This is a genomic window from Kumtagia sp. (genome assembly GCF_059502445.1).
The window spans coordinates 206,145-229,908 of sequence record NZ_JCACER010000096.1; the positions used below are offsets into that span (position 1 = coordinate 206,145).

General features: G+C 67.0%; 23 protein-coding genes. 8 read left to right on the forward strand and 15 right to left on the reverse strand.

The window, feature by feature from the left end; translation table 11 throughout:
• Positions 1 to 256 precede the first annotated feature (256 nt).
• Genes AC5JDC_RS25220 through AC5JDC_RS25230 form a run of 3 tightly spaced genes read right to left on the reverse strand, consistent with a single transcriptional unit; the run spans position 257 to position 3,313 of the window.
• On the reverse strand, positions 257 to 631 hold the full coding sequence (locus AC5JDC_RS25220; protein WP_495845659.1) for a c-type cytochrome: 375 nt from the start codon (positions 629 to 631) through the stop codon (positions 257 to 259).
• Positions 628 to 2,856 carry a xanthine dehydrogenase family protein molybdopterin-binding subunit gene (locus tag AC5JDC_RS25225; RefSeq protein WP_495845661.1) on the reverse strand — a complete coding sequence of 743 codons (2,229 nt, stop codon included), beginning with the start codon at positions 2,854 to 2,856 and terminating at the stop codon, positions 628 to 630. Before AC5JDC_RS25225 ends, AC5JDC_RS25220 begins: the two co-directional genes overlap by 4 nt.
• 10 nt (positions 2,857 to 2,866) lie before the next feature.
• The gene (locus AC5JDC_RS25230; RefSeq protein ID WP_495845663.1) at positions 2,867 to 3,313 is read right to left on the reverse strand and encodes a (2Fe-2S)-binding protein; all 447 of its coding nucleotides are present in this window, start codon (positions 3,311 to 3,313) and stop codon (positions 2,867 to 2,869) included.
• A gap of 154 nt (positions 3,314 to 3,467) precedes the next feature.
• Between AC5JDC_RS25230 and AC5JDC_RS25235 the strand changes: the two genes are divergently transcribed.
• Positions 3,468 to 4,364, forward strand: coding sequence for a LysR family transcriptional regulator (locus tag AC5JDC_RS25235; RefSeq protein WP_495845665.1), 897 nt, complete (start codon positions 3,468 to 3,470; stop codon positions 4,362 to 4,364).
• Between the two features lie 26 nt (positions 4,365 to 4,390).
• Here the strand turns inward: AC5JDC_RS25235 and AC5JDC_RS25240 are convergent, their stop codons facing one another.
• The 5 genes from AC5JDC_RS25240 to AC5JDC_RS25260 form a co-directional block, all read right to left on the reverse strand.
• Positions 4,391 to 5,149 carry a carboxymuconolactone decarboxylase family protein gene (locus tag AC5JDC_RS25240; RefSeq protein ID WP_495845668.1) on the reverse strand — a complete coding sequence of 253 codons (759 nt, stop codon included), beginning with the start codon at positions 5,147 to 5,149 and terminating at the stop codon, positions 4,391 to 4,393.
• A 29-nt stretch (positions 5,150 to 5,178) separates the two neighbouring features.
• Complete coding sequence (locus tag AC5JDC_RS25245) at positions 5,179 to 5,571, reverse strand: (R)-mandelonitrile lyase (protein ID WP_495845670.1); 393 nt, start codon at positions 5,569 to 5,571, stop codon at positions 5,179 to 5,181.
• 187 nt (positions 5,572 to 5,758) lie between these two features.
• The gene (locus tag AC5JDC_RS25250; RefSeq protein ID WP_495845672.1) at positions 5,759 to 6,775 is read right to left on the reverse strand and encodes a zinc-dependent alcohol dehydrogenase family protein; all 1,017 of its coding nucleotides are present in this window, start codon (positions 6,773 to 6,775) and stop codon (positions 5,759 to 5,761) included.
• A 24-nt stretch (positions 6,776 to 6,799) separates the two neighbouring features.
• Positions 6,800 to 7,273 (reverse strand): cyclophilin-like fold protein, encoded by a 474-nt coding sequence (locus AC5JDC_RS25255; protein ID WP_495845674.1) that lies wholly within the window; start codon positions 7,271 to 7,273, stop codon positions 6,800 to 6,802.
• Positions 7,270 to 8,460 carry an MFS transporter gene (locus AC5JDC_RS25260; protein ID WP_495845676.1) on the reverse strand — a complete coding sequence of 397 codons (1,191 nt, stop codon included), beginning with the start codon at positions 8,458 to 8,460 and terminating at the stop codon, positions 7,270 to 7,272. Before AC5JDC_RS25260 ends, AC5JDC_RS25255 begins: the two co-directional genes overlap by 4 nt.
• Positions 8,461 to 8,846: 386 nt before the next feature.
• On the opposite strand from AC5JDC_RS25260, the gene AC5JDC_RS25265 reads away from it, so the two are divergent.
• Complete coding sequence (locus AC5JDC_RS25265; RefSeq protein WP_495845678.1) at positions 8,847 to 9,623, forward strand: SDR family NAD(P)-dependent oxidoreductase; 777 nt, start codon at positions 8,847 to 8,849, stop codon at positions 9,621 to 9,623.
• A 42-nt stretch (positions 9,624 to 9,665) separates the two neighbouring features.
• Here the strand turns inward: AC5JDC_RS25265 and AC5JDC_RS25270 are convergent, their stop codons facing one another.
• Positions 9,666 to 10,556, reverse strand: coding sequence for a helix-turn-helix domain-containing protein (locus tag AC5JDC_RS25270; protein WP_425351301.1), 891 nt, complete (start codon positions 10,554 to 10,556; stop codon positions 9,666 to 9,668).
• 80 nt (positions 10,557 to 10,636) lie between these two features.
• Here AC5JDC_RS25270 and AC5JDC_RS25275 point away from each other — a divergent pair, with 80 nt between their 5' ends.
• The 6 genes from AC5JDC_RS25275 (at position 10,637) to AC5JDC_RS25300 (ending at position 17,969) form a co-directional block, all read left to right on the forward strand.
• On the forward strand, positions 10,637 to 11,542 hold the full coding sequence (locus AC5JDC_RS25275; RefSeq protein WP_495845680.1) for a phytanoyl-CoA dioxygenase family protein: 906 nt from the start codon (positions 10,637 to 10,639) through the stop codon (positions 11,540 to 11,542).
• 112 nt (positions 11,543 to 11,654) lie between these two features.
• Positions 11,655 to 12,929 carry an extracellular solute-binding protein gene (locus AC5JDC_RS25280; protein WP_495845682.1) on the forward strand — a complete coding sequence of 425 codons (1,275 nt, stop codon included), beginning with the start codon at positions 11,655 to 11,657 and terminating at the stop codon, positions 12,927 to 12,929.
• Positions 12,930 to 13,085: 156 nt separating this feature from the next.
• Positions 13,086 to 13,946: a carbohydrate ABC transporter permease gene (locus tag AC5JDC_RS25285; RefSeq protein WP_495845684.1), complete on the forward strand. Its 861-nt coding sequence runs from the start codon at positions 13,086 to 13,088 to the stop codon at positions 13,944 to 13,946.
• Positions 13,943 to 14,776 carry a carbohydrate ABC transporter permease gene (locus tag AC5JDC_RS25290; RefSeq protein ID WP_495845686.1) on the forward strand — a complete coding sequence of 278 codons (834 nt, stop codon included), beginning with the start codon at positions 13,943 to 13,945 and terminating at the stop codon, positions 14,774 to 14,776. The genes AC5JDC_RS25285 and AC5JDC_RS25290 overlap by 4 nt, the downstream gene beginning before the upstream one ends.
• A 15-nt stretch (positions 14,777 to 14,791) precedes the next feature.
• Positions 14,792 to 15,871 carry an ABC transporter ATP-binding protein gene (locus AC5JDC_RS25295; protein ID WP_495845688.1) on the forward strand — a complete coding sequence of 360 codons (1,080 nt, stop codon included), beginning with the start codon at positions 14,792 to 14,794 and terminating at the stop codon, positions 15,869 to 15,871.
• Between the two features lie 67 nt (positions 15,872 to 15,938).
• The gene (locus tag AC5JDC_RS25300) at positions 15,939 to 17,969 is read left to right on the forward strand and encodes an aldo/keto reductase (protein ID WP_495845690.1); all 2,031 of its coding nucleotides are present in this window, start codon (positions 15,939 to 15,941) and stop codon (positions 17,967 to 17,969) included.
• Between the two features lie 66 nt (positions 17,970 to 18,035).
• Here the strand turns inward: AC5JDC_RS25300 and AC5JDC_RS25305 are convergent, their stop codons facing one another.
• The 6 genes from AC5JDC_RS25305 to AC5JDC_RS25330 form a co-directional block, all read right to left on the reverse strand.
• Complete coding sequence (locus AC5JDC_RS25305; RefSeq protein WP_495845692.1) at positions 18,036 to 18,677, reverse strand: GNAT family N-acetyltransferase; 642 nt, start codon at positions 18,675 to 18,677, stop codon at positions 18,036 to 18,038.
• Positions 18,678 to 18,686: 9 nt separating this feature from the next.
• Positions 18,687 to 19,457 (reverse strand): SDR family NAD(P)-dependent oxidoreductase, encoded by a 771-nt coding sequence (locus AC5JDC_RS25310; RefSeq protein ID WP_495845694.1) that lies wholly within the window; start codon positions 19,455 to 19,457, stop codon positions 18,687 to 18,689.
• A 10-nt stretch (positions 19,458 to 19,467) separates the two neighbouring features.
• The gene (locus tag AC5JDC_RS25315; RefSeq protein ID WP_495845696.1) at positions 19,468 to 20,463 is read right to left on the reverse strand and encodes an ABC transporter permease; all 996 of its coding nucleotides are present in this window, start codon (positions 20,461 to 20,463) and stop codon (positions 19,468 to 19,470) included.
• 195 nt (positions 20,464 to 20,658) lie between these two features.
• A complete protein-coding gene (locus tag AC5JDC_RS25320) occupies positions 20,659 to 21,699 on the reverse strand; it encodes a sugar ABC transporter substrate-binding protein (protein WP_106771031.1) in 1,041 nt (346 codons plus the stop codon).
• Entirely contained in the window at positions 21,696 to 22,508 is an 813-nt protein-coding gene (locus AC5JDC_RS25325) for an ATP-binding cassette domain-containing protein (protein ID WP_495845698.1), read from the reverse strand. The genes AC5JDC_RS25320 and AC5JDC_RS25325 overlap by 4 nt, the downstream gene beginning before the upstream one ends.
• Entirely contained in the window at positions 22,505 to 23,653 is a 1,149-nt protein-coding gene (locus AC5JDC_RS25330) for an ROK family transcriptional regulator (protein WP_495845700.1), read from the reverse strand. Before AC5JDC_RS25330 ends, AC5JDC_RS25325 begins: the two co-directional genes overlap by 4 nt.
• Positions 23,654 to 23,764: the final 111 nt, after the last annotated feature.

Here is a 23,764-nt window from a genome sequence, read left to right on the forward strand (position 1 = left end):
GCACCGTCACACGGGGTTATGTATCAGCTAATCAGATACAAATAAAGACGATGGCGTTCGACGTGGACGACCACTGCCACCCCATATGCCTGCACCGTCGGCGAGCGATCCCGGGCTCGACGCCGAACACAGCTTCTCGTGAGGAACGGGCGCGCCGATGGTCAGAAACATGACCCTTGGTTGGCTACCGCGGTGTCGCGTGCAGCGACTGCGTCATGCCGCCGGGGCAAGACGCGGGGCAAGCTTTGGCGGCGCGTTACCGGCTGCCCAGGAAGGCAATGATGGCGCGCCGCTCGTCCGCGTTGTTGAAGCGCTGGACCATCCTGGTGCCGCGTACCATCGCGGTCGGATTGGCGAGATAGGTCTCCAGCGTCTCGGGCGTCCAGGTGATGCCGGAATTGCGCAGGGCGGGCGAGTAGTTGAACCCTTCGACGCTGCCGGCGGCGCGGCCGACCACGCCTTGCAGGTGGGGCCCGGCACCGTTGCGGGTGGTGGCGATCTGGTGGCAGGCGCCGCAGCGCTGCCGGAACAGGCGCTCGCCCGAAGCGGCATCCGTCTCCTGGGCAACGGACGGAGCCGTCGTCCAGGAAGCGGCGATCACCGTGAAGACGGCGAGTACGGCGTTCCTCATCCTTCCATACCTTTCAGGTCGAGCTTCGACAGCGGCAGGCTGCGGATGCGCTGGCCGGTCAGCACGGATGCGGCGTTGACCACCGCCGGCGGCACGCCGGGCAGGCCCGGCTCGCCGATGCCGCCCATCGGCGCGCCGCTTTCGACGATGCGCACATGCACGCGCGGCATGCGGTCGGGCGGCAGGATGGGATAGCCGTCGAAATTGCGCGCCTGCGGCATGCCGTCGACATAGACGACTTCCTCCAGCAGCGCCGACGACAGGCCGAGGGCGACGGCCGAATTGACCTGAGCCTCGATGATGGCCGGATTGACGATGCTGCCGGGATCGATCGCCACCCACACGTCGTGGACGATGACCCCGCCGTCCCGCAGCGACACTTCGGCGATGGTCGCGACCTCGCTGCCGAAAGGCGAGGCCATGGCGACGCCGCGCGCCCGCCGCGTGCCGTCCTCGGCGGCGAAGGGGCCGCGCTTCCATCCGCCGGACAGATCGGCCACGGCCTCGAGCAGGTTTTTATGCCGCTGGCTGTCCGCCAGAAGCCGTAGCCGCAGTTCGTAGGGGTCCTGCCGGCCGGCGTCGGCCATCTCGTCGAAGAATGTCTCGTAGAAGAAGTCGTTCATCGAATGGCCGACCGAACGCCAGAAACCGATGATCGCCGGATCGTCGACATGGATCTGGCCGACGCGCCGGTTGGCGATGGCATAGACTTTCCCGGCAATGCCTTCGACCGCCGAGCTGTCGACCTTGTCGGGCTGGCGTCCGAACCAGCGGCCGGTCGGACCTTCGCCGACCGCGACCGCGTCAAGCGCGACCGGCAGGCCGGCGGCATCCAGTCCGGCGCGGAAGCGCACCGCCCCCATCGGCCGCAGCGTGTCGCGCAGAAACTCCTCCTCGCGGCTCCAGATGAGCTTGACCGGACGGCCCACGGCCTTCGAAAGCAACATTGCCTGCGGATAGGGATTGGCCGTCTGGTAAAGGAAATGCCGGCCGAAGAAGCCGCCGAGCATCGGGGAATGGATGATCACCTTGTCCGGCCCGATGCCCGCGACCTTCGCGGCATCGGCCTGGAACATCTCCGGCGCCTGGTTGGGGATCCAGAGCTCCAGCGTGCCGTCCTCGTTCCAGCGCGCGATCGCCGAAGGCGGCTCGAGCTGGCCGTGGACGAGATAGGGGGCGTCATAGGCCGCCTCGACGACGCGCGCGGCACCTTCGAGCGCCCCTGCCGCGTCGCCGACCGTTTCGAAGGCGACACCTTCACCCGGCGTCGCCTTCAACGTCGCCATATGCGTTTCCGACGAAAAATCCGACGGCATCGCGTGCGGCGTTCCGGCAGCAGGCTCCGTCCAGGTTACCTGCAGGGTCTCGACTGCCCGGCGCGCGCGCCACCAGCTATCGGCGACCACCGCGACGGCGCCGGGCAGCCGGTGAACCGAGTGCACGCCCGGCATGGCCTGAACTTCCGCCTCATTGGCGAGCGTACCCGGCTCGCCGCCGAGGCGCGGGCTGTGCTGGACGGCCGCATGCAGCATGCCGTCGATCTTGAGGTCGATCGCATACTGCGCGCGCCCGGTGGACTTGTCGCGCGCGTCGAGCCGCGGAACGGGCTTGCCGATCCAGCGGAAGTCGGCTTTGGCGCGCAGCGCGACGTCGTCCGGGACCTGCAGCTCGGCGGCAGCGCCGGCGATCTCTCCGTAAGGGATCGCCCGGCCGGTCGCGGCATGCACGACGCGGCCCGGTTCCGTCGACAGTTCCGGCACCGGGACGCCGAGCCGGGCGGCCGCCGCATCCAGCAGCATCCGGCGTGCCGAAGCGCCGAGCCTGCGCATCGTCTCGTAGCTCATGCGCACCGACATGCTGCCGCCGGTGAAGCGGCCGCCGCCGGTCAGCAGATAGTCGGGACCGGGTGGGGCCCCCTCGACCATGAAGTTGGCCGGATCGACGTCCAGTTCCTCGCCGGCGATCTGCGCCATGGCGGTGAAGATGCCTTGCCCACCCTCGATGAAGGCGCTGCGGAACAATACCGTGCTGTCGGGCCGGATTTCCAGAAAGGCAGGAATCCGCGTGCCGGGCACGACGGCTGCCTGCGCCCGGGCGCGTCCGACCGGCACCGTGACGGACAGAACGAGCGCCGCGGCACCGCCGAGGAAGCCGCGCCGCGAGATGTTGAGCGGCCTGTCCTCGCCATGCGTCGGCCGGTGGCGGATGGGGGTCAAGTCGTTCATAGCTCGCTCCTCACGCCTGCGCGGCCTGCCGGACGGCAGCCGAGATCGCGTTGTAGGTGCCGCAGCGGCAGAGGTTCACCATCGCTCCGGCGATGTCGTCCTCGGTGGGCCGCGCCGTCTGCTTGAGCAGCGCCGTGGCGGCCATCACCTGGCCGGACTGGCAGTAGCCGCATTGCGGCACCTGGTTGGCGACCCAGGCCTCCACAACTTTCCTGCCCTCGGGATCCTGATCGATCGCTTCGATGGTGGTGATCGCCACCCCGGCGACGCTGTCGACGGTCGTCACGCAGGAGCGCGTCGCCTGTCCGTCGATCAGCACCGTGCAGGCCCCGCACTGGGCGACGCCGCAGCCATATTTCGTGCCGGTCATGCCGAGCGTGTCGCGCAGCACCCAGAGCAGCGGCGTGTCCGGTTCGACGTCGACCCGATGTGTCGAGCCGTTGACGGTCAGTTCCATGGCCTTCTCCTCATGTTCGCGGAAAGCCAACGTGACTGGCTGTCGGCTCGTCGACCCGAAGAATAGGTGCCTTCGACCACCTCGATTAGGCCGCATAATTCGCTTGCGTCTATCGACCGGAAGCATAAATCTCCATGGGATCGGTGGATGCGACATGGCCAAGGAAGACTTCAACGACCTGTTATGGTTCCTGGCCGTAGCCGAGGAAAAGAGTTTCACGCGCGCCGCGGCGAAGCTCGGCATCACACAGTCCACGCTCAGCCATACGATCAAGCGGCTGGAGACGCGGATGGGTATACGGCTGCTGATGCGCACTACCCGCAGCGTGGCTACGACCGAAGCCGGCGAGCGCCTGCGGCAGTCGCTCGCGCCGCGTTTCGCGGAGATCGAGACGGAGATCGCGGCTCTGATGGAATTCCGCGACAAGCCGGCGGGATCGATCAGGCTGACGCTTTCGGATCACGGATTTGAAAGCATCGTCTGGCCGAAGCTCGGACCGGTGCTCGCCGCCTATCCCGATATCAAGTTGGAACTCAGCATCGACAATGGGCTGCGCAACATCGTCGAGGACGGGTTCGATGCCGGCATCCGCTTGGGGGAAAGCGTCGAGAAGGACATGATCGCGGTCCGCATCGGCCCCGACTGGCGAATGGTCGCCGTCGCCTCGCCCGATTATTTCGCCGCGCATCCCGCGCCCCTGCATCCGCAGGAGCTGATCGGGCACAACTGCATGAACATGCGCCAGACACGCGGCGGCGGGCTCTATGCCTGGGAGTTCGAGAAGGACGGTCAGGAGCTTCGCGTCCGGGTGGACGGGCAGCTCACCTTCAACACCTCTTACGCAATGGTGGATGCCGCCCTGAAGGGATATGGCATCGCTTTCGTCCCCGAGAGCCTTGTGGAGCGGCTGGTGGCGTCCGGCGAACTCGTCCAGGTGCTCGACGACTGGTGCCCGAAATTCCCGGGCTACTACATCTACTATCCAAGCCGCCGGCAGAACCTCCCGGCGTTCAAGGTGATCGTCGACGCCCTGCGCTACGGAGAGGTTTGAGGCGCTGGCGGCCTCGCGCCATGCCATCAGGGATTCGCACGTTTCTCGAAAACCTCGCGCGCGACCGGCGCTGCCGAAAACGCGTTCGGCCAACCGGCGTAATATGCAAGATGGCTGATCACCTCCGAGGCCTCCTCCCGGCTGAGGCCGTTGTCCATGGCACGGTTCAGATGGAACGGGATCTGGGCGACATGGCCGGCGGAAATCAGCGCGCTCACCGTGACCAGGCTGCGGTCGCGCGGCGCAAGGTCCGGACGCAGCCACAGGTCGCGGAACAGAACCTCCGTCGTGTCCCGCACCAGGCCAGGAGAGGCCGGTCCGGTGGTCTGCTCGACGCTGGCGGCGCGCCGCGCTTCCTGTGCCTCGTCGAGCGGAAGCAGCGCCGGGGCGGCCGCTGGGAGCTGGTCGGCGCCGATGCCTCGCTCGGCATAGATCGGCTTAGCCGCGTCGACCGCAGCCATTGCGTTGCCCCAGCCCGCGTAGAACGCCAGATGCGTGATGATCTCCGAGAGCTCGGCGGGCTTGACGCCATTGTCGAGCGCGCGGCGGATCTGAGCGGGCATGAGACCCGCCTGGTTGCGGGCGATGACGGCCGCGACAGTCACGACGCTGCGGTCGCGCGCCGACAGGCCCGGCCGTGCCCAGAACCCCGCGTCGAGGGTCTCCCGTTCATACCGCTGCAGGGCCGGCGCGACCGACGAGACATCATCGTCGGCGCCTGAAGCTGCGCTTGCGCCGACGGGTGCGACGGTCATGGCCAGGGCGAGAGCTGCGAGCGATTTCATGATATTTTCCTTTCGTCGTCAGGTCCGGATCAGCGGTACTGATCGTCGGTGACGGGCTCGAGCCACCCGACGACCTTGCCATCGCGTGCCGGCGTGATCGCGATATGGCTCATCGGGCTTTCGGAGGCCGCGCCATGCCAGTGCTTCACGCCCGGCGGCGTGGTGATGACATCTCCCGGCTTGATGACGATCTTCTCGCCGCCTTCCTCCTGGACCCAGCCCGTGCCGGCCGTGACGATCAGCGTCTGGCCGGCCGGATGCGTGTGCCAGTGCGAGCGAGCGCCCGGCGTGAACTCGACGAGGCCGCCCCCGGCGTTGCTGTGCTCGCCGGGCGCGAACAGCGACGTGACCGTGACGACGCCGGTGAAGGTTTCCGCCGGACCCGGAACGGAGGCCCGCGATCCGTTGGGCGAAACCTGCATAGTCTGGGCCTGGGCAGCGCCGGCGAGCAGCGCCAGCGTTGCGGGTCAGGGACAAAGAGTTCGTCATCGTCTGATATGACTCCATTGATGGGCATGCGAAGGCCGGCGCACAACCGGGCCTAACGGACGTCCTGCGCGGGCTTGCGGCCATGCCGGTGGAAGGCGCTCGGCGACGCCGGGCGCCTGCTCAGACCCGGAGCAGCACCTTGATGGCCCGCCGCTCGTCCATGGCGCGGTAGCCTTCCGCGACCTCCGCCAACGGCAGTTGGAGGTCGAAGACCTTGCCGGGCTTGATCCTGCCCGTCAGCACGCGGTCCATGAGATCCGGCAGGAAGCGGCGCACCGGCGCCGGGCCGCCGAGCATGCGCTTCTGGCCGAAGAAAAGCTGCTGGCCGTCGAATTTGACGTCGTGCGGCACGCCGACATAGCCAATCGTGCCGCCCGGGCGCGAGCAGGCCAGCGCCTGATCGAACGACCCCGCCGTGCCGACGCATTCCAGCACCGAATCCGCGCCGACGCCCCCGGTGAGTTCCTTGATGCGCGCCACCCCTTCGTCGCCGCGCTCGGCCACGATGTCGGTCGCGCCGAATTCACGGGCGAGCTTCTGGCGGCTCTCGTGGCGGCTCATGGCGATGACGCGCTCCGCGCCCATCTCCCTGGCCGCGAGCACGCCCATCAGGCCGACGGCGCCGTCGCCGACCACGACGACGGTCGAGCCTTCCCGGACCTCGGCCGCATCGGCGGCGTACCAGCCGGTGCCCAGCACGTCCGACGCGGCCAGCAGGTCCGGCACGAGATCGGCGGGCGGAATCTCGGCGGTGGCCACCAGCGTCCCGTCGGCCAGCGGCACGCGGGCGTAAGGCGCCTGTGCTCCGGTCATGAACTCGCGCTGCACGCAGGAGGACTGGAAACCGAAGCGGCAATGCGGACAGGTGTTGTCGGAGATGCAGAACGAGCCGACGACGAACTGGCCGGGGCGGATCGTGCGCACCTCGTCGCCGACCTCGACCACGACGCCGCAATATTCGTGGCCCATGTGCATGGGACGGTCCACCGGCTGCAGCCCGCGGAACGGCCACAGATCCGACCCGCAGATGCAGCTGGCGGCCAGTTTTATGATGGCATCCGTGGGCTGAAGGATTTTTGGGTCGGCGACCACCTCGCAGCGGACGTCGCCCGGCTTGTGGAGAATGGTTGCGAGCATGGACTTGCTCCTTTCTGGCTTGCGTCAGGCAATGGCCTCGATGCGCAGCGGGAATTCGCCACGCACATGCAGGGCCTCGTATCCCTCGTCGAAGCGGCCGAGCCGGATCAGGCCGGGATGACGGTAGTCGGCATAGAACATCGCCAGATTGCCCCAGGGCATGTAGTAGCAGAGGTCGTAGGGCTTCTCGTTACCGAAGGGGCCGCTGCCCTCCTCGGTGAGCTTGCGCGGGAGATGCGCGATCTTCTCATTGTTGCTGAAATCCTCGATCGTCAGGTCGAGCGGCAGCATCGAGAAGAAATCCCGCGCCGACGGATTGTCGTAGAGCGTGGCGGTCATGGTGCGGCCGTCGAAAATCATCCTGATTTGCATATCGCTGGGCTCCTGGCTGGCCGGGTCCCTGCCCTGCTGGCCGTAAGCCAGCCGCGGCAGGACGGTTGTTGCGAATGCCGCGCCGAGCAATATGCGGCGGTTGAGGACGGGCAGATGGATGGTCATGGCAGAGACCTCCGGCTCGCGTGCCATGCGGCGATCGCGAACAGCGATGACGCGCACAGTAGCGCCGCGCCGAATGTGAACGCGCTCCACCAGCCGATTGCATCGAACAGCATACCACCGATCGCCGCCCCGCCGGTGATCGCGAGCTGGATGACGGCGACCTGCAGCCCGCCGCCGGCCTCGGCATCGTCCGGAAGCGTGCGGGCGAGCCAGGTGCCCCAGCCGACCGGCGCGGCGGTGCCGAAGAAGCCCCAGGCGGCGAGTAGTAGCGACACCGGAACGGGCATCGCTCCGAGGCCGACCAGTCCGACGGCGAGACCAGCCATCACGAGCGGGATGGTGATCAGGATGCCGAACAGGCGCTCCCGCAGCAGCCCTCCTATGCACCAGGTGCCGGCGACGCCTGCCAGTCCCATGACCAGGAGCATTGCCGAAAGCGCCGAAATGCCGAGACCCGTCACGGTCTCGAGGAACGGACGCAGATAGGTGAAGAGCGCGAACTGGCCCGTAAAAAGCATCAGGATGGACGCCATGCCGAGTGCCACAGGGCGGCGGCCGAGCAGCGCCAGCACGTTGCCGGTCGCCCGCCTTCCGCGCGGCGGAAGCGCCGGCAAGCTGATCCACTGCCAGACCAGTGCCAGCAGGCCGAGCGGCACGACGAGGAAGAAGGCGCCGCGCCAGCCGACATAGGCGCCGAGGAAGCTGCCCAGCGGCGCGGCGATCGTGGCCGCGATGGCATTGCCGGCATTCAGCATGGCGAGGCCCCTGGGGACGAGGTCTTCGGGCACGAGACGCATGACGATAGCAGTCGACATCGACCAGAAGCCGCCGATCGCGACGCCGAGCAGTGCCCGACCGACCATAAGGAATGCGTAGTTCGGGGCGAAGGTGACAGCGAGCCCGGACACGATCAGGAGCACTGTGAAGCCGATAACGACAAGCTTGCGGTCGATCCGGCGCGTGAGGCTCGCCACCAGCAGGCTGGTCAGCACGGCGAAGGCACCGGAGATCGAGATGGCCTGACCGGTTCGTCCCTCGGTGATGCCGAGGTCGGCCGCGATCGGCGAGAGCAGGCTGACCGGCATGAATTCCGACGCGATCAGAACGGAAACGCACAGCGCCATCGAAAGCACCGCGCCCCATGCGGCGCGGCCGCGGACAAGCCGTGTGTCGTAGGTGGCTTCCATGGCAGGCATCCTGACAGCGCGGCAGCCGGCCGGTTCGTCCTGCCGTCCTACTGCTATGCCCGGGAAAATAGCGTCCCCACGCCGATCGCATTAGGCGGACCAATCCAATTGGACTTATCGATATGCGCCATGAATTGGGACTGCCGGAAGTCACCGAAGGCCACTCGGAAGCAAGCAGGGCAAACCCTCGCGCCCATGCCATAGGGGAGACGGCGAGCCGCACGCACTGTCAGGGCGAGATCGCCGCCATCCGAAATATCCGCCAAGGACAGGAGGGGCATGGAATCCGGCGTCCGGCTTGTGGCATATGCCTGAAGGCACAATGACTCGGCCTCTTCGCACCTCTCCGGAAGAGATCCCGACCGACGAGGGACGACGCGCAGACCATGTCCACCGACACGATCCTCTCCCGTTTCACGCTTCCCGGCCGAGTCGCCGTCGTCACCGGCGGCGGCGCCGGGATCGGCCAGGCCGCCGCGCACCACCTGGCCGCCGCGGGCGCCGCCGTCTGCGTCGTCGATTGCGATGCCGGCAAAGGCGCTGCGGTCGCGCAGGCGATCGGCGAAGCTGGCGGCAAGGCGATCTCCTTCGCCGTCGACGTCAGCGACGAGGCGGCCGTGGCCGCCGCCTTCGACGCGGTCGCGGAAACGTTTGGCGGCATCGACGTCTTGGTCAACAACGCCGGCATGGCGATCCGCTCGCCGGCGCTCGACATGCCGGTCGAGGACTGGAACAAGGTGCTCGCCGTCAACATGACGGGCATGTTCATCGCCGCCCGGCTGGCGGCGCGCAAAATGGCCGGCAAGGGCGGCGCGATCGTCAACACCGCCTCGATCATGGGGCTGTCCGGCGGGCTCTATCCCAATGTCGCCTACCAGTCGACCAAGGGCGGCGTCGTCAACATGACGCGCGCGCTGGCGCTCGAATGGGCGCCGCTCGGCATCCGCGTCAATGCGATCGCCCCGACCTATGTGCGCACCTCGTTCATCCAGCCGCTGCTAGACGATCCCGAGCGCATGGCGACGATCGTCGCGGCGACGCCGATGGGCCGCATCGCGGAACCGGAGGAGGTCGCGGATGCGATCCTGTTCCTGGCCTCGCCGGCGGCCGCGATGATCACCGGCGCCATCCTGCCGGTCGACGGCGGGTTTCTCGCCCGCTGAGCGGCCGTCCGGCCCGCCGCTATCGTGGAAGCCGGGCCGCGATCATCTCGCCGCCGACACCTTGCGAAAACTCGACGGCGACATTCCGGCGAGTTTTCGGAACGATTTGTTGAAGGCGCTGAGTGAGCCGAAGCCGCTCTCCATGGCGACCTCGATGACGTTGACGTCCTCGTTCATCAGCAGCGCCTGGGCGTAGCTCAGCCTGAGCAGGCTGACATATTCGTTGAGCGTCATGCCGGTCGACTTGCGGAACAGGCTCATTGCGTATTTCGGATGGATGCCGGCGGCTGCCGCGATATCGACCGAATCGATGTCGTCGAGAAAGCCGTTGGCGATGAAATCGCACATGCGCCGCACGGCGCGCGACGCCTGCTGATCGGACGGACCGGGGGCGGCTGCCGCGCCGGATGTCCCCGGCACCAGGCGATAGGGCTCGAAGCGGACCCGCTCCAGCCGCAGCAGCAACTCGTCCACTGCGTGCTCGGCGCGGGCGGCGTCGCCGGAGCGCACATAGAGGTTCCAGCGGGCGAAATTCTCATAGTCGGCGGCATCGGTCGCCTGCGAGACCAGCGTCTCGCCGGCCATGAGGCGACGCGGCACATCATCGGGCAGGTGCAGGCGGAAGAAGTGCACCAGCGGCAGATGCGCGCCGGCATAGATGGTGTCCTCGCTGCGCCAGTCCATCTGATGCGGCAGGCCGCCCCAGAACAGGCAAAGGTCGCCGGCCGACAGGATCATTTCATGGTCGGCCATCAGGTAGTGCACGGTGCCGCGCATGATGAAATTGACTTCTACCTGGGCATGCCAGTGCGGCGTCGTCATCAGGGCCGGATGGTTGTGGAACATCTGCAGCGCCATCGGCGCGCTTTCGACCGAGCTGATCCCGGGCTGCCACACCGAACCGCCGATGACCCTACCATTCGCCAAATGGATGTTCCCCTTGGAAGAGACGCGGGAGGGACGGCAGTCTAGCGTCACAATTCCGCGGCGCAAACGAATTGGGAGGAGAACCAATGCCGAGCCTGTCGGTACTGTCCCTGACGTCCAATGGCTACCGGCTCGACGACAGCCCGGCGCGTCTCGGCCGGCTGACCGCCAGCGATCCGGCCGAGCCGCTCGACCGGCTGGCGGCACGCTACGAGGAGCAGGGCTATCTGTGGCTGAAGGGTCTCCTGTCGCGCGACGAGGTGCTGGCGTTCCGCCGCTATTTCTTCGGCCAGTTCGCCACCACCGGCCTGCTTGCGCCCGGCACCGACCCGGGTGACGGCATAGCCAGTTCCGCGCCCGAAGCAGGTGGGAACGCACGGAAAGTGCTGTTCGAGATCGTGCGCTCCGCCGCCTACGAATCGTTCTGCCTGAAGCCGCAGCTCTGGATGTTCCTGGACCGGTTCCTCGGCGGCATGTCCTATCTGCACAAGCGCAAGCTGATCCGCTACACGAAACCCGGCGACGTATCCTCGACGGGCGCCCATTACGACCTGGTCTACCTGCGCGGCGGCACGCGCCGGCTGGTCACCGCGTGGATTCCCGTCGGCGACGTGCCGGTGCGCATGGGCGGCCTCGTCTATCTCGAGGGCTCGCATGGCCTCGGGCGCCGGCTGGAGGACGAGTTCGCCAGCGCCAATGCCGATTTGCCGGCGGACGAGCGGGTCAGCGCCTTCAACAGGAACATGTCGGAAACTGGCTGGATATCGAAGAACCTGCCGGAGATGGCCGAGCGCTTCGACCGGCGCTGGCTGGTCGCCGACTACGAGGCTGGCGACGTGGTCCTGCACAGCCCCTACACGATCCACGCGGCCACGACCAACGCCGATCCCCACGGTGTCATGCGGCTGTCGACGGATATCCGCTACCAGCCCGTCGCCGACGATATCGATGCGCGCTGGTCGAGCCATTGGTCGCCCGACGACGGGCTGTAGGACGCACGATCTTACCATCCGGCAAGTTCATGTTCCATTTGCGGAAGACGGGCGCGGCGGAGGGTCTAGTCTGGGGCGGCTCCGACAGAGAGCTTAGAAATGGGAGGAATTCATGCGTCGTACCGAACTGGCGTGCGCCACGCTTGCGTTTGCGCTGATATCCGGCTCTGCTTTTGCGCAATCCGGTGAGATCACGGCCTGGAGCTGGAACATCGCGGCGTCCTCGCTGAAGGCGACGGTCCCCGGCTTCAACAAGCAGTTTCCCGACGTGAAGGTGACGGTCGAGGACCTCGGCAACCAGCAGACCTTCGACAAGATGCTGGCCGGCTGCGCGGCCGGCGGCGTCGGTCTCCCCGACATCATCTCCGTCGAGAACCATGAATCCGAGATATTCTGGAGCCAGTTCCCCGACTGCTTCGTCGACCTGAAGACGCTCGGCTACACCGACGAGATCGCCGCGAAGTTTCCCGACTTCAAGCGCACCGAGCTGGAGGTGGAGGGCAAGGCCTATGCCATGCCCTGGGATTCCGGCCCCGTCACCATGTTCTACCGCCGCGACTTCTACGAGAAGGCCGGCGTCGACCCGGCATCGCTGAAGACGTGGGACGACTTCATCGCCGCCGGCAAGAAGATCCAGGAGGCCAATCCCGGCGTGTCGATGACGCAGGCCGACATCAACGGCGATTCGGAATTCTTCCGCATGATCGCCAACGAGCAGGGCTGCGGCTATTTCTCGGCCGACGGCCAGTCGATCACCGCCAACCAGCCGGCCTGCGTTACGGCGCTGGAGACGGTGAAGAAGCTGAAGGACAACGGCCTGCTGATCGCCGGCACCTGGGACGAGAAGATCCAGGCCAACAAGGCCGGCACGGTAGCTACGCAGATGTATGGCGGCTGGTACGAGGGCACGATCCGCTCGACCGCCCCAGACCTGTCCGGCAAGTGGGGCGTGTACCAGATGCCGAGCGCCAGCGCCGACGGCCCCCGCGCCGCCAATCTGGGCGGTTCGGCGCTGGCCATCTCGGCGAGCTCGAAGAACAAGGAAGCGGCCTGGGCCTATATCAACTACACACTCGGCACCAATGAGGGCCAGGTGACGATGCTCAAGGAGTTCGGACTGGTGCCTTCGCTGCCGTCGGCGCTGGACGAGCCGTATGTGAAGGAGGACCAGCCCTACTGGGGTGGGCAGAAGGTCTGGGTCGACATCCTGTCGACGCTGCCCAAGGTCAAGCCCAGCCGCGGCACGCCGTTCTTCCAGGACGCCGATAAGATCCTGGTCGCCGCGCAGCTCAAATACCTGAACGGGCAATATGCCGACGCCAAGGCGGCGCTCGACGACGTGGCCAACCAGATCGCCGGCGCGACCGGCCTGCCGGTCGCCGAGTAGCGGCGGCGGGCTGCTGGTTTGTCCCTGGCGCCGCCCCTCACCTGCCTGCCGGCATCCTCTCGCCGTTTACGGGGAGAAGTGCCCGACAGGGCGATGCGGGGCGGCGCCGACCGTCGAAATCCGACTCCCTTGGACTGACAGCCAGGTCACACAATCATGCGGCTGCGAACGCGGACGGCCTACGCCTTCCTGACACCCTATCTGCTGGTCTTCCTGGCCTTCTGGATATGGCCGATCGTCAACTCGTTCTGGCTGTCGTTCCTGAACACCAGGACGGCCAACTGGACGTTCAACCCGCAGGTGACGTGGGGGCGGCTGCTGGTCGACCCCGCCTTCGCCAACGCGCTCAAGAACACGCTGCTCATCCTGGTGATCCAGGTGCCGATCATGATCGCGCTGGCGACGGTGCTCGCCGTGCTGCTCAACTCGCCGGCGCTGAAGGCGAGAGGGCTGTTCCGCTTCGCCTTCTTCGCCCCAGTGGTGGTCGGCGAGGTCGCCTATGCGGCGGTGTTCCGCCTGATGTTCAACGAGTTCGGCATCATCAACAAGCTCGGCATGACGGCCGGACTGCCCGCCGTCGCCTGGCTGTCGGAGCCGACCGCGGCGATGGCGGTGATCATCATCGCGCTCACCTGGCGCTGGGCCGGCTACAACGCCATCATCATCCTAGCCGGCCTGCAGTCGATCCCCGACGACGTCTACGAGGCGGCGACCATCGACGGCGTCTCCAAGTTCAGGCAGTTCCTCTTCATCACGCTGCCGCTCCTGAGGCCAGTCATCATCCTGTGCGTGGTGCTGTCGGTGATCGGCACCATGCAGCTGTTCTCCGAGCCGTTCCTGATCACCAACCGCGGCGGCCCCGGCCAGGCGACCGAGACGCTCGGCCTGTTCCTCTACCGGATGGGCTTCAACACCTTCAACTTCGGCTACGCGTCGGCCATCGCCTACACCATCGCGGCGCTCGCCGTCGCTATCTCGCTTCTCAACCTGTGGATCGGCCGGGAGCGCGAGCAATGAGGAAATCGGTCTCGGAACGCCGGCGCTCGATCGCCCTGCATGCGGCGATGCTGCCGCTCGCCCTGATCTGGCTGTTCCCGCTGTGGGTGATGTTCGTCTACTCGACCATGGACGACAACGGAATCTTCAGCCAGGGCATCGTGCTCGCCCCCTCCGACCAGTTCGCGGCGAACTTCGCAGCACTCGAGCGTGACGTCGGCTTCATCCGTGCCACCGGCATCTCGGTGGTCGTGGCCTTCGTCTACACGCTGCTCTCGGTGGCGCTGACCTCGATGGCGGGCTGGGCGCTCGCCAGCTACCGCTTCGTCGGCAAGGGCGCCGTGCTGGCGACCATACTCGGCACGCTCACCCTGCCCTACTTCGTCGTCGTGATCCCGCAATATGTGATGGTGGCGCGCGACTTCGGCCTGCACAACACCTGGTTCGCGCTGATCGTGCCGCCGCTGTTCAATTCGCTCGGCGTGTTGTTCACCCGCCAGACTTTTCGGATGATGCCGCAGGAACTGTTCGACGCGGCCCGCGTCGAGGGCGTCAGCGAATGGCGCATCTTCCTGTTCGTCGCGCTACCGCTGGCAAGGCCGACGCTCGCCGCGCTGTCGATCATCCTCTTCCTCCACAGCTGGAACAACTATCTGTGGCCGCTGCTCATCAACAGCGACCCATCGATGATGACGGCGCCGGTCGAGCTCGGCAGCCTGATCGGGCTCACCAAGGTTTCCTGGGGCGGCATCATGACCGGCGCGGTCATCCTGACGGCGCCGATGCTCGTGCTGTTCGTGGCGCTGCAGCGCCATTTCATCGCCGGCATCTCGGCCGGCGCGGTCAAGTGAGGGAGAGGTAACGGAGTGGCAGGCGTTTCCCTGAAGAACGTGGTCAAGCGCTTCGGTGCCTACCAGATCATCCACGGCGCCGACCTGGAGGTGGCCGACGGCGAGTTCGTCGTTTTCGTCGGCCCGTCCGGCTGCGGAAAGTCGACGCTGCTTCGGATGATAGCCGGGCTGGAGGAGGTGAGCGGCGGCGAGCTGATGATCGGCGGCCGGCTGGTCAACGACGTCGAGCCGGCCGAGCGCGGCGTGGCGATGGTGTTCCAGTCCTACGCGCTCTATCCGCACATGACCGTCGAGCAGAACCTCAGCTTCGGGCTGAGGATGACCGGCCACGACAAGGCCGACATCGCCCGGCGGGTGACGCGCACCGCCGGCATCCTGCGCATCGCCGAGCTTCTGCGGCGCAAGCCCCGCCAGCTCTCCGGCGGCCAGCGCCAGCGCGTCGCCATCGGCCGCGCCATCATGCGCGAGCCAAATCTGTTCCTGTTCGACGAGCCGCTCTCCAACCTCGACGCGGAGCTGCGCGTGCAGATGCGGGTGGAGCTTGCCCGGCTGCACCGGGAGCTCGGCGTCACCATGATCTACGTGACGCACGACCAGACCGAGGCGATGACGCTGGCCGACCGCATCGTGGTGCTGCGCGACGGCAATATCGAGCAGGCCGGCCGGCCGCTCGACCTCTACGACGACCCGGACAACCAGTTCGTCGCCGGTTTCGTCGGCTCGCCGAAGATGAATTTCATCCCGGCCCGCATCGTCGAGCGCGACGACACGGGCGCGACGGTCGAGCTCGCCGGCGAACGCCCTACCCGGCTCAGGCAGCCGCTGACCGGGCCGGCGCCGGAGGCGGGCAGCAGCGTGGTCGTCGGCGTGCGGCCCGAGCATTTCGGCGAGGCCGGCAAGGGCGACGCCGACCTCGCCGTGACCGTCGACATGGCCGAGCATCTGGGCGGCACGACTTTCGTCTACGCCAGCATGACCGGCAACCGCGAGCTCGTCATCCAGCGCGACGCGGAGCATCGCGCCGATGCCGGCGAAATCACCGTCTCGATCCGCAAATCCTACCTGTTCGACGAAAGCGGAAAACGCCTTCGCTGATCGAACTTGAGCCGGCGCACCAACAAGGCGGCCGGCGGCCAAACGTCCCAGCTCCAAGGAGAATGACATGAATTCCGACAAGATCGTCCGCTGGGGCATCCTGGGGCCAGGGGGTATCGCCAAAGCCTTCGCCGGCGGCGTCGCCGGCTCGCGGACCGGCAGGCTGGTGGCTATCGCCACGCGCGACCCGGGCCGCGCCGGGCTCGCCGAGACTTTTCCGGGCGCGCGCATCCTTGGCGGGTACGAGGCGCTGCTCGCCGATCCGGACGTAGATGCCATCTACATCGCGACGCCGCATCCCTTCCACGCCGAATGGGCGATCAGGGCGGCGGAAGCCGGCAAGCATGTGCTGTGCGAAAAGCCGCTGGCGCTCACTGCCTTCGAGGCCGACGCGATGATGCACGCGGCGCGCAAGGCCGGCACCTTCCTCGGCGAGGCCTTCATGTACCGGCTGCACCCGCAGACGCAAAGGATTGTCGAGCTTGTGAAATCCGGGGCAATCGGCGAGGTCAGGATGATCCGGTCGAGCTTCGGCTTCGCCATGCCTCGCTTCATGCCGGAGCACCGCCTCTACGCCAACGACCTCGCCGGCGGCGGCATTCTGGACGTCGGCGGCTATCCCGTGTCGATGGCGCGGCTGATCGCCGGGGCGGCCGCGGGAAAGCCGTTTGCCGAGCCGGACAAGGTATTCGGCGCCGCGCATCTGGGGGAATCGGGCGTCGACGAATGGGCGTCGGCCGTGCTCGCCTTTCCCGGCGGCATCATCGCCGATGTGTCCTGCTCGATCTCGCTCGACCAGGACAACATGCTGCGCATCTTCGGGACGAAAGGCCGTATCGAGGTGCCCGATTTCTGGTTCGCCGGCGGCGACCGCGACGTCGGCCCGGGTCGTATGGAGGTGCTCCGGAACGGCGGGCGCGAGGTCATCGAACTCGGCGAGACGCGCCACCTCTATTCCTTCGAGGTGGACGCCGCTGGCGAAGCGATCCTGGCGGGCCGGCAGGAACTCGCCTGGCCCGGCATGGACTGGGCCGACAGCCTCGGCACGCTGCGCGTGCTCGACAAATGGCGCGCCGCAAGCGGACTGGAATACGCCATCGAGAAGGCGGACCGGCGCGTCGCCACCATCGCCGGCCGGCCGCTCCGGCGCGACGGCAAGACAATTCCGAAGCGCAGCATTCCCGGCCTCGCCCGCCCGGCTTCCGTGCTTGCGCTCGGCTTCGAGGATTTCCGCACCTTCTCCTCAGGCTCCATCCTGCTCGACGCCTTCTTCGAGGCCGGCGGCAATTTGTTCGACACCGCCTACGTCTATGGCGGCGGCAGCGGCGGCTACACGGAAAAGCTCCTCGGCGAATGGCTGAAGAGCCGCGGCGTGCGCGAAGAGGCGGTCGTCATCGGCAAGGGCGCGCACACGCCGTTCTGCTATCCCGACATGATCGGCAAGCAGCTTGACCAGTCGCTGCAGCGACTCGGGACCGACCACGTCGACGTCTATTTCATGCATCGCGACAATCTCGACGTGCCGGTGGGCGAGTTCGTCGATGCCATGGACCGCGAGGTCAAGGCCGGCCGCATCCGCGGGCCGTTCGGCGGTTCCAACTGGACCATGGCACGCATGGACGAGGCGATCGCCTATGCCGAACGGACAGGCAAGCAGAAGCCCGGCGCGCTTTCCAACCATTTCTCGCTGGCCGAGATGCTGACGCCGATCTGGACCGGCTGCGTCACCGCCTCCAGCGACGACTGGAAGGACTGGCTGGTCGCCCGCCAGATGCCGAACTTCGCCTGGTCGAGCCAGGGGCGCGGCTTCTTCACCGAAAAGGCCGGACGCGACAGGCGCGACAACGAGGAACTGGTGCGGGTCTGGTATTCGGAGCGGAATTTCGGCCGCCGCGACCGCGCCGTCGAACTGGCGGAAAGGCTGGGAAAGAGCCCGATCCACGTCGCGCTCGCCTACGCACTGGCGCAGCCCTTCCCGTCGGTGCCGCTGATCGGCCCGCGCACGCTGGCCGAGCTGGACGACAGCCTCAACGCGCTGGATATCGCCCTCTCGCCGGAGGATGTCGCCTGGCTGGAAGGGAGCCGGACCGGGTCATGAGTCCGCGTGGCTCGACCTGGACGGATCGAGGCGAGAACGAGCGGTTGCCGCACCGCCGCCGATCTTTCATCCGCAGGGCGGCCGCTTGGCCATGAAGACCGAAGTCTCCGGCAGCCCGTCGCCCGCAAGAGCCGAGTAGCCGAGCCGTTCGTAGAAGCGGAGCGCATTGCGGTTGGCGGGGTGGACGTCGAGGAACAGCCCTGGGGATCCGGTCGCCGCCAAGCGCTCCTCCAGAAAGAGAATACATTTTCTGCCGATCCCTCTTCCGCGCGCCTGCGGCAACAGATCGATGTGGCCGTGCGACGGAAAAGCGGCAAGCGGCGGCGGTATGTCGATCTGCGGATGATGGACCATGCGTCGCGCCCAGTCGCTGCCACGCCACAGCGCCGGATCGGGGCCGGGATCGATGATACGAGCCCGTAGCGCCGGATACCATTCCACCGCCAGCCGGGCGTTGAAGGTCCGCGTGTCGCGCGCGCCGAACAGGTAGCCGGCGACGCCCTCGCTACCCTCGACCACGAAGGCGAGCTCCGGCTCGAAAACCTGATACGGCACGGCATAGACGAGGCCCATCAGCTCCGGATCGTCCTCGCGATCGGTCGCATCCTGCCCGGCGGCGCCGGTCTTCAGGCACACCATGCAGAGCGCCGGATGGTCGCCGGCCGTCGCGTGCCGCAGGATAAAGCCGTTTCCGAGATCGAGGACCATGGCTTGCGGTCAAGGCGGCAGGATGCGGAAATCCTTGCCTTCGGGCAGCAACTGGCCGCCGTCGACGACGATCGTGGTGCCGGTGATGTAGTCGGCGTCGTCGGAGGCGAGGAAAAGGAAGGCGTTGGCGACGTCGCGCGGCGTCCCCAGGCGGCCGAGCGGGATCGAGTCCTCCATGCTCCTGATGAATTCGGCGCCGCGATGCATCCGGATGGCTTCCGTCATGATGTTGCCGGGCTCGACGCCGTTCACGGTGATGCCGTAGCCGGAGAATTCGAGGGCGGCCGAGCGGATGAAGCCGCTGATGCCCGCCTTGCTGGCGGAATAATGGCCGTGGCCGGGACTGGTGACGTGCGGCCCGGTGATCGACGAGGTGAACAGCATGCGGCCGGCGCGCTGCCCCTTCATAGGCACGAGCGCGGCGCGCGCGGCGTTGAAGGTGCCGCGCAGGTTAACCGCCATGACGCGGTCCCAGTCGTCCGGGCTGGTGCTCTCGATCAGTTGCCAGGGATAGATGCCGGCGTTCTGAACGACGATGTCGAGCCGGCCATGCCTCTCGACCGCGAGCGCCACCGCCGCCTCGGTTTCGGCCATTTGCGAGACGTCGCAGCGGATGAAGACGGCGCCCAGCTCCGCCGCCGTGCCCTGCCCCGCCTCCGCCTCCGTGTCGGCCAGCACCAGCCTCGCCCCCTCCTCGGCGAAACGCTGGGCGATACCCTTGCCGATGCCGCGCGCCGCGCCGAAGATCAGCGCGACCTTGTCCTGGATCCGTCCGGTCATTTGTTCGTCCTCAGGCGAGTTTCTGGCGGATGGTCTGCTTCAGCGTGTCGAGCAGCACGGCGGCCAGCACCAGCAGGCCGTGGATCACCTGCGTGAAATTGGCCGGCAGCCCCATGAGATTGATCGCGGTGTTGATCGAGGACAGCAGCAGCACGCCGGCATAGACGCCGGGCAGCGAGCCGACGCCGCCCTTCAGGCTGACGCCGCCGATCACCACCGCGGCGAAGGCGTTGAACAGCAGGCCGACGCCCAGATTGGCGGTGGCGCCCGAGGTGCGGACGGCAAGCAGCCAGCCGGCCAGCCCGGCGATCGCGCCGGCCAGCACGAAGGCGATGATCAGGTTGCGGGTGACCCTGATGCCGGCGCGGAAGGTCGCGGTTTCGTTGCCGCCGATCATGACCAGATGCCGCCCGAACGGCGTCTTCGCCATGATCAGCGAAAAGACAACGAAGCAGGCGATCGCGATCCAGGCCGTCAGCGGCAGACCAAGAATCCGCTGGATGCCGAACCAGCGGATCGCCGGCGCCAGATCCTGCGCCGAGCGGCCGCCCGACACAGCCACCACGAGGCCGCGCACCCAGATGTAGGCGGCGAGCGTGATGATGAAGGCGTTCATCCTCACCTTGACGATGAGGACGCCGTTGAGCAGCCCGACCGCGCCGCCGACGGCGACGGCGATCAGGATCGACACCGGCACCATCAGCCATTCCGGCCGGAGTTGGAGGCCCATGCCGATGCCGGCCGAGCAGAACAGTATCCCGACGGCCATGGCGCCGAGCGCGGCGACGGATTCCACCGACAGGTCCATGTGGCCGGTGATGATCACCAGCGCCAGCCCGATCGACATGACGCCGAGTACGCTGGAGGCCTCGATGATGTTGGCGAAGATGCCGAGCTGGAAATAGTTCGGGACGAAGATCGAGAAGATCGCCAGCACGAAAAGCAGCATGAACCAGACGAGATTGTCCAGGACGAACTCGAGGATCTTTCGGGTGCGTGGGGTCATGTATGGGTTAAGGGTTGTGCCAATCGAATCAGGCGCCCCCTCCACCACGCTTCGCGTGGTCCCCCTCCCCCGTAAACGGGGGAGGATCCGCGCCCGTAACGGTCGCGGCCTTGGATCCTCCCCTGCGAGGCGGGAGAGGGGGACCGCCGCAGGCGGTGGAGGGGGCGAGTGAAGGTGCCGATCAAAGTCTGACGTTCACTCCACCGCCTTCACCGTGTCGGAAGGCGGCTTCATGTTGCCCCAGAAGGCCGGGTTGTCGACGTTCGACTTGTCGATCGCCGCACCCGGAAGGCGGATGTTGGGGCCCCAGCTCTCGACGGTGAGCGTACCCTTCAGCCCGATCACGTCATACTCGCCGGCCTTGATCTCCTGCTTGTTCACGACCTTGTCCATGAACATGGCCACCGCCGCGGCCTGCGCGTAGAGCGGCTGCTCGACCTCGACGTTCAGCCAGCCTTTGCGGATCAGGTCGAGACCGACCGGCGCGCCGTTCGAGCTCATCATCATGACGTCGCCGGGCTTCTTGCCGGCGGCCTCGAGCGAAGCGACGGCGGCGACCGACAGATGCGCGGCGTGGTTGAAGATCAGGTCGATGTCGGGGTTTGCGACGAGCTGGTCGGCGACGATCGTGCCGGCGTTGCTGGCCTCCCACTGCATGGCCGGATGCGAGATGATGGTCACCTCCGGGAACGCCTTCATCTTCTCCTCGAACCCCTTCTGGATGTCGAGCGTGTAGGGATCGCCGGGGTCGCCGAGCACCTGCAGGACCTTGCCCTTGACCGAGCCGTGCTTCTCCTTGAGCAGCTTCTCGGCCTGCTCGGCGGCGACGTAGCCGATCTCGACCGTGCCGGCGACGGAGGTGAAGTCGGATGGCGTCGAGGTGATCTGCCGGTCGAACTCGACCACCGGGATGCCGGCGGCGCGCGCCGCCTCGATCGACGGCTTCAGCGCATTGAAGTCGACCGCGGCGAGGATGATCGCCGCCGGCTTCAGCGCGATGACGTCGTTCATCTGGCTCTGCTGGGCATCCGTCTTGTTGTCGGCGTTGAGCGTCTTCACGTCGTAGCCGACCTGCTTCAGGAACATCTCCAGCGCGCCGACGGAGCCCGTCTGGAACTCGTCCAGCAAGGTCGGGACCATGTAGTAGACGGTGCCCTTCGACTGCGCCCAGGCCGGCGTCAGCATGGCGATCGCCAATGCCAGGACGCCGAGGGCGGACATCAATGTTCGTCTCATGTCGTTCTCTCCTCTTGTGCCGGACCCCTCTTCTGCCCCTGTGCTGCCGGACCGGCGCCGGCAAGCACTTCCCCGGTGATCATGGCGACCACCGCATCGGGGCTGGTTTTATCGGTTGGCACGTCGCCGGCCACGACACCCTGGCGGATCACCACGATCCGGTCGGCGACCTGGAAGGCCTGCTGCATGATGTGGGTGATGATGACGACGCCGATGCCCTGGTTGGCGACGGCGCGGATCATTTCGAGGCCGCGGCGGGTCTGCTCGACGCCGAGCGCGGCGAAGGGCTCGTCGAGCAGCACGAGCTTCCCGCCCCAATGCACGAACCGGTTCAGCTCGATGGCCTGGCGCTGGCCGCCCGAGAGGTGCTCGACCTTGGTGCGGAGCGACGGGATTTTCGTGCCGGCGCTGGCCAGCGCCTTGGCGACTACCGCTTCCATCGCTTTCTCGTCGAGCACCTGCATGCCGAGCACGCGCCTGGTCAGCTCGCGACCCATGAAGAAGTTGGCGACGACATCGACATTGGTGGCGAGCGACAGGTCCTGGTAGACCGTCTCGATCCCGGCGGCCTTCGCCTCCGAGGGAGATCTGGCAAGAAAGTCGCGGCCGTCGAAGGTCATGCGGCCGGCGCTGGGCTCGAGCCCGCCGGCGATGATCTTCACCAGCGTCGACTTGCCGGCGCCGTTGTCGCCGAGCAGCGCCACGACCTCGCCTTTGCCGATGGTGAAGCTGATGCCCTTCAGCGCTTCGATGGCGCCATAGTTCTTCTTGATGTCGTCGAGGACGAGCAGCGGAGTGAAACTGGTCATGCGGCAAGTCCCTTGAGCTGGGGGTTCCCGGGGGCGAAGAGCTGGCCGAAGCGGGGCGACAGCACGCCGGCCACCGCCAAAGCCGCAGCGCCGCGCAGTACGGTATGCGGGCCGCCATTGGAGACGATCAGCCGGGGTGCCTTGCGGTCGCGGCGGGCGGCGACCGAGTTGGGCAGGTCATCGGCGACACGGGCGAGCTCCACCGCGAGGGTGGCCGGCGCCAGGCCCCCAAGGATGATGGTCTCGGGATCGAACAGGTTCTCGATGGTGACCAGCGCGGCGCGCAACTGCGACCGGATGGCGTCGGCATAGGCGGCTTCGCCGAGGCCGAGGCGCCCGAAGGCTTCGAGCGACACGTAGCGCTCGAGGCAGCCGGCATTGCCGCAGGGGCAGGGCTCGCCGTCAGGTACCACGGGGATGTGGCCGATCTCGCCGGCATTGCCCCAGGCGCCGCGCAAGGCCGCGCCGTCATGCACCATGACGCCGCCGAGGCCGACGCCGAAGAACAGGTAGTAGAAATCGGCGAACTCGGCGCCGCGGCCGTAGAGCCGTTCGCCATGCGCCGCGGCCGCCATGTCGGCCTCGATGAAGGCGGGCATGCCGCTCACTTCGGCGAGCCGTTCGCGCAACCGCACATTGCCCCAGCCGGCCATGGTGGTGGGGCCGACGAAGCTCATCGACTCCACGTCGAACGGGCCGGGCAGCGCCAGGCCGACGCCAAGCATGCGCACGTCGGGCCTCAACGCGCGGAGCTCGGCGAGCATGGCGCCAATCAACGCGAAGGCGCGGTCGGGAGTGGCGTGGGCGACATCGCGATGGGCGGAGCCGATGACATCGCCGGAAAGGTTGATCAGCGCTGCATCGAGGCCCAACGGAGTGAGGTGGATGCCGATGGCATAGCCGCCGTCGGGATTGAGCCGGAGCGTCGTCGGCGGCAGGCCGCGACCGCGTGGCTCCTCGCGGTTGGAGAGGATGTAGCCCTGTTCCTCGAGCTCACGGATGATGGTGGAGACGGTCTGCACGGTGAGGCCGACCTCCGCCGCGATGCGGCCGCGCGTCGTCGGGCCAGTCGCGCGGATGGCCTCAAGGACGATGCGCCGGTTGTACGGCCGTCCGAATTCCTGGTTCGTCCCCCTCAGGCCCAAGGCGTCCCTCCTAGGCTGGAGGGGAGACTGTGACGGCGGATTTATTAAGTCAAATGGAATTCAGAAATCGCCGCTGAAATGATGGGCAGGGATGCAAAAGCGGCGCTTGCT

Excerpts from the sequence above, each read along its gene's own strand:
- AC5JDC_RS25310 (WP_495845694.1), bottom strand. The coding sequence starts at position 19,457 with ATGACCGGACGGATCCAGGACAAGGTCGCGCTGATCTTCGGCGCGGCG.
- AC5JDC_RS25220 (WP_495845659.1), bottom strand. The coding sequence starts at position 631 with ATGAGGAACGCCGTACTCGCCGTCTTCACGGTGATCGCCGCTTCCTGG.
- AC5JDC_RS25245 (WP_495845670.1), bottom strand. The coding sequence starts at position 5,571 with ATGCAGGTTTCGCCCAACGGATCGCGGGCCTCCGTTCCGGGTCCGGCG.
- AC5JDC_RS25300 (WP_495845690.1), top strand. The coding sequence starts at position 15,939 with ATGAATTCCGACAAGATCGTCCGCTGGGGCATCCTGGGGCCAGGGGGT.
- AC5JDC_RS25320 (WP_106771031.1), bottom strand. The coding sequence starts at position 21,699 with ATGAGACGAACATTGATGTCCGCCCTCGGCGTCCTGGCATTGGCGATC.
- AC5JDC_RS25265 (WP_495845678.1), top strand. The coding sequence starts at position 8,847 with ATGTCCACCGACACGATCCTCTCCCGTTTCACGCTTCCCGGCCGAGTC.
- AC5JDC_RS25235 (WP_495845665.1), top strand. The coding sequence starts at position 3,468 with ATGGCCAAGGAAGACTTCAACGACCTGTTATGGTTCCTGGCCGTAGCC.
- AC5JDC_RS25275 (WP_495845680.1), top strand. The coding sequence starts at position 10,637 with ATGCCGAGCCTGTCGGTACTGTCCCTGACGTCCAATGGCTACCGGCTC.
- AC5JDC_RS25325 (WP_495845698.1), bottom strand. The coding sequence starts at position 22,508 with ATGACCAGTTTCACTCCGCTGCTCGTCCTCGACGACATCAAGAAGAAC.
- AC5JDC_RS25240 (WP_495845668.1), bottom strand. The coding sequence starts at position 5,149 with ATGAAATCGCTCGCAGCTCTCGCCCTGGCCATGACCGTCGCACCCGTC.
- AC5JDC_RS25285 (WP_495845684.1), top strand. The coding sequence starts at position 13,086 with ATGCGGCTGCGAACGCGGACGGCCTACGCCTTCCTGACACCCTATCTG.
- AC5JDC_RS25250 (WP_495845672.1), bottom strand. The coding sequence starts at position 6,775 with ATGCTCGCAACCATTCTCCACAAGCCGGGCGACGTCCGCTGCGAGGTG.
- AC5JDC_RS25305 (WP_495845692.1), bottom strand. The coding sequence starts at position 18,677 with ATGGTCCTCGATCTCGGAAACGGCTTTATCCTGCGGCACGCGACGGCC.
- AC5JDC_RS25315 (WP_495845696.1), bottom strand. The coding sequence starts at position 20,463 with ATGACCCCACGCACCCGAAAGATCCTCGAGTTCGTCCTGGACAATCTC.
- AC5JDC_RS25230 (WP_495845663.1), bottom strand. The coding sequence starts at position 3,313 with ATGGAACTGACCGTCAACGGCTCGACACATCGGGTCGACGTCGAACCG.
- AC5JDC_RS25255 (WP_495845674.1), bottom strand. The coding sequence starts at position 7,273 with ATGACCATCCATCTGCCCGTCCTCAACCGCCGCATATTGCTCGGCGCG.
- AC5JDC_RS25225 (WP_495845661.1), bottom strand. The coding sequence starts at position 2,856 with ATGAACGACTTGACCCCCATCCGCCACCGGCCGACGCATGGCGAGGAC.
- AC5JDC_RS25280 (WP_495845682.1), top strand. The coding sequence starts at position 11,655 with ATGCGTCGTACCGAACTGGCGTGCGCCACGCTTGCGTTTGCGCTGATA.
- AC5JDC_RS25260 (WP_495845676.1), bottom strand. The coding sequence starts at position 8,460 with ATGGAAGCCACCTACGACACACGGCTTGTCCGCGGCCGCGCCGCATGG.
- AC5JDC_RS25290 (WP_495845686.1), top strand. The coding sequence starts at position 13,943 with ATGAGGAAATCGGTCTCGGAACGCCGGCGCTCGATCGCCCTGCATGCG.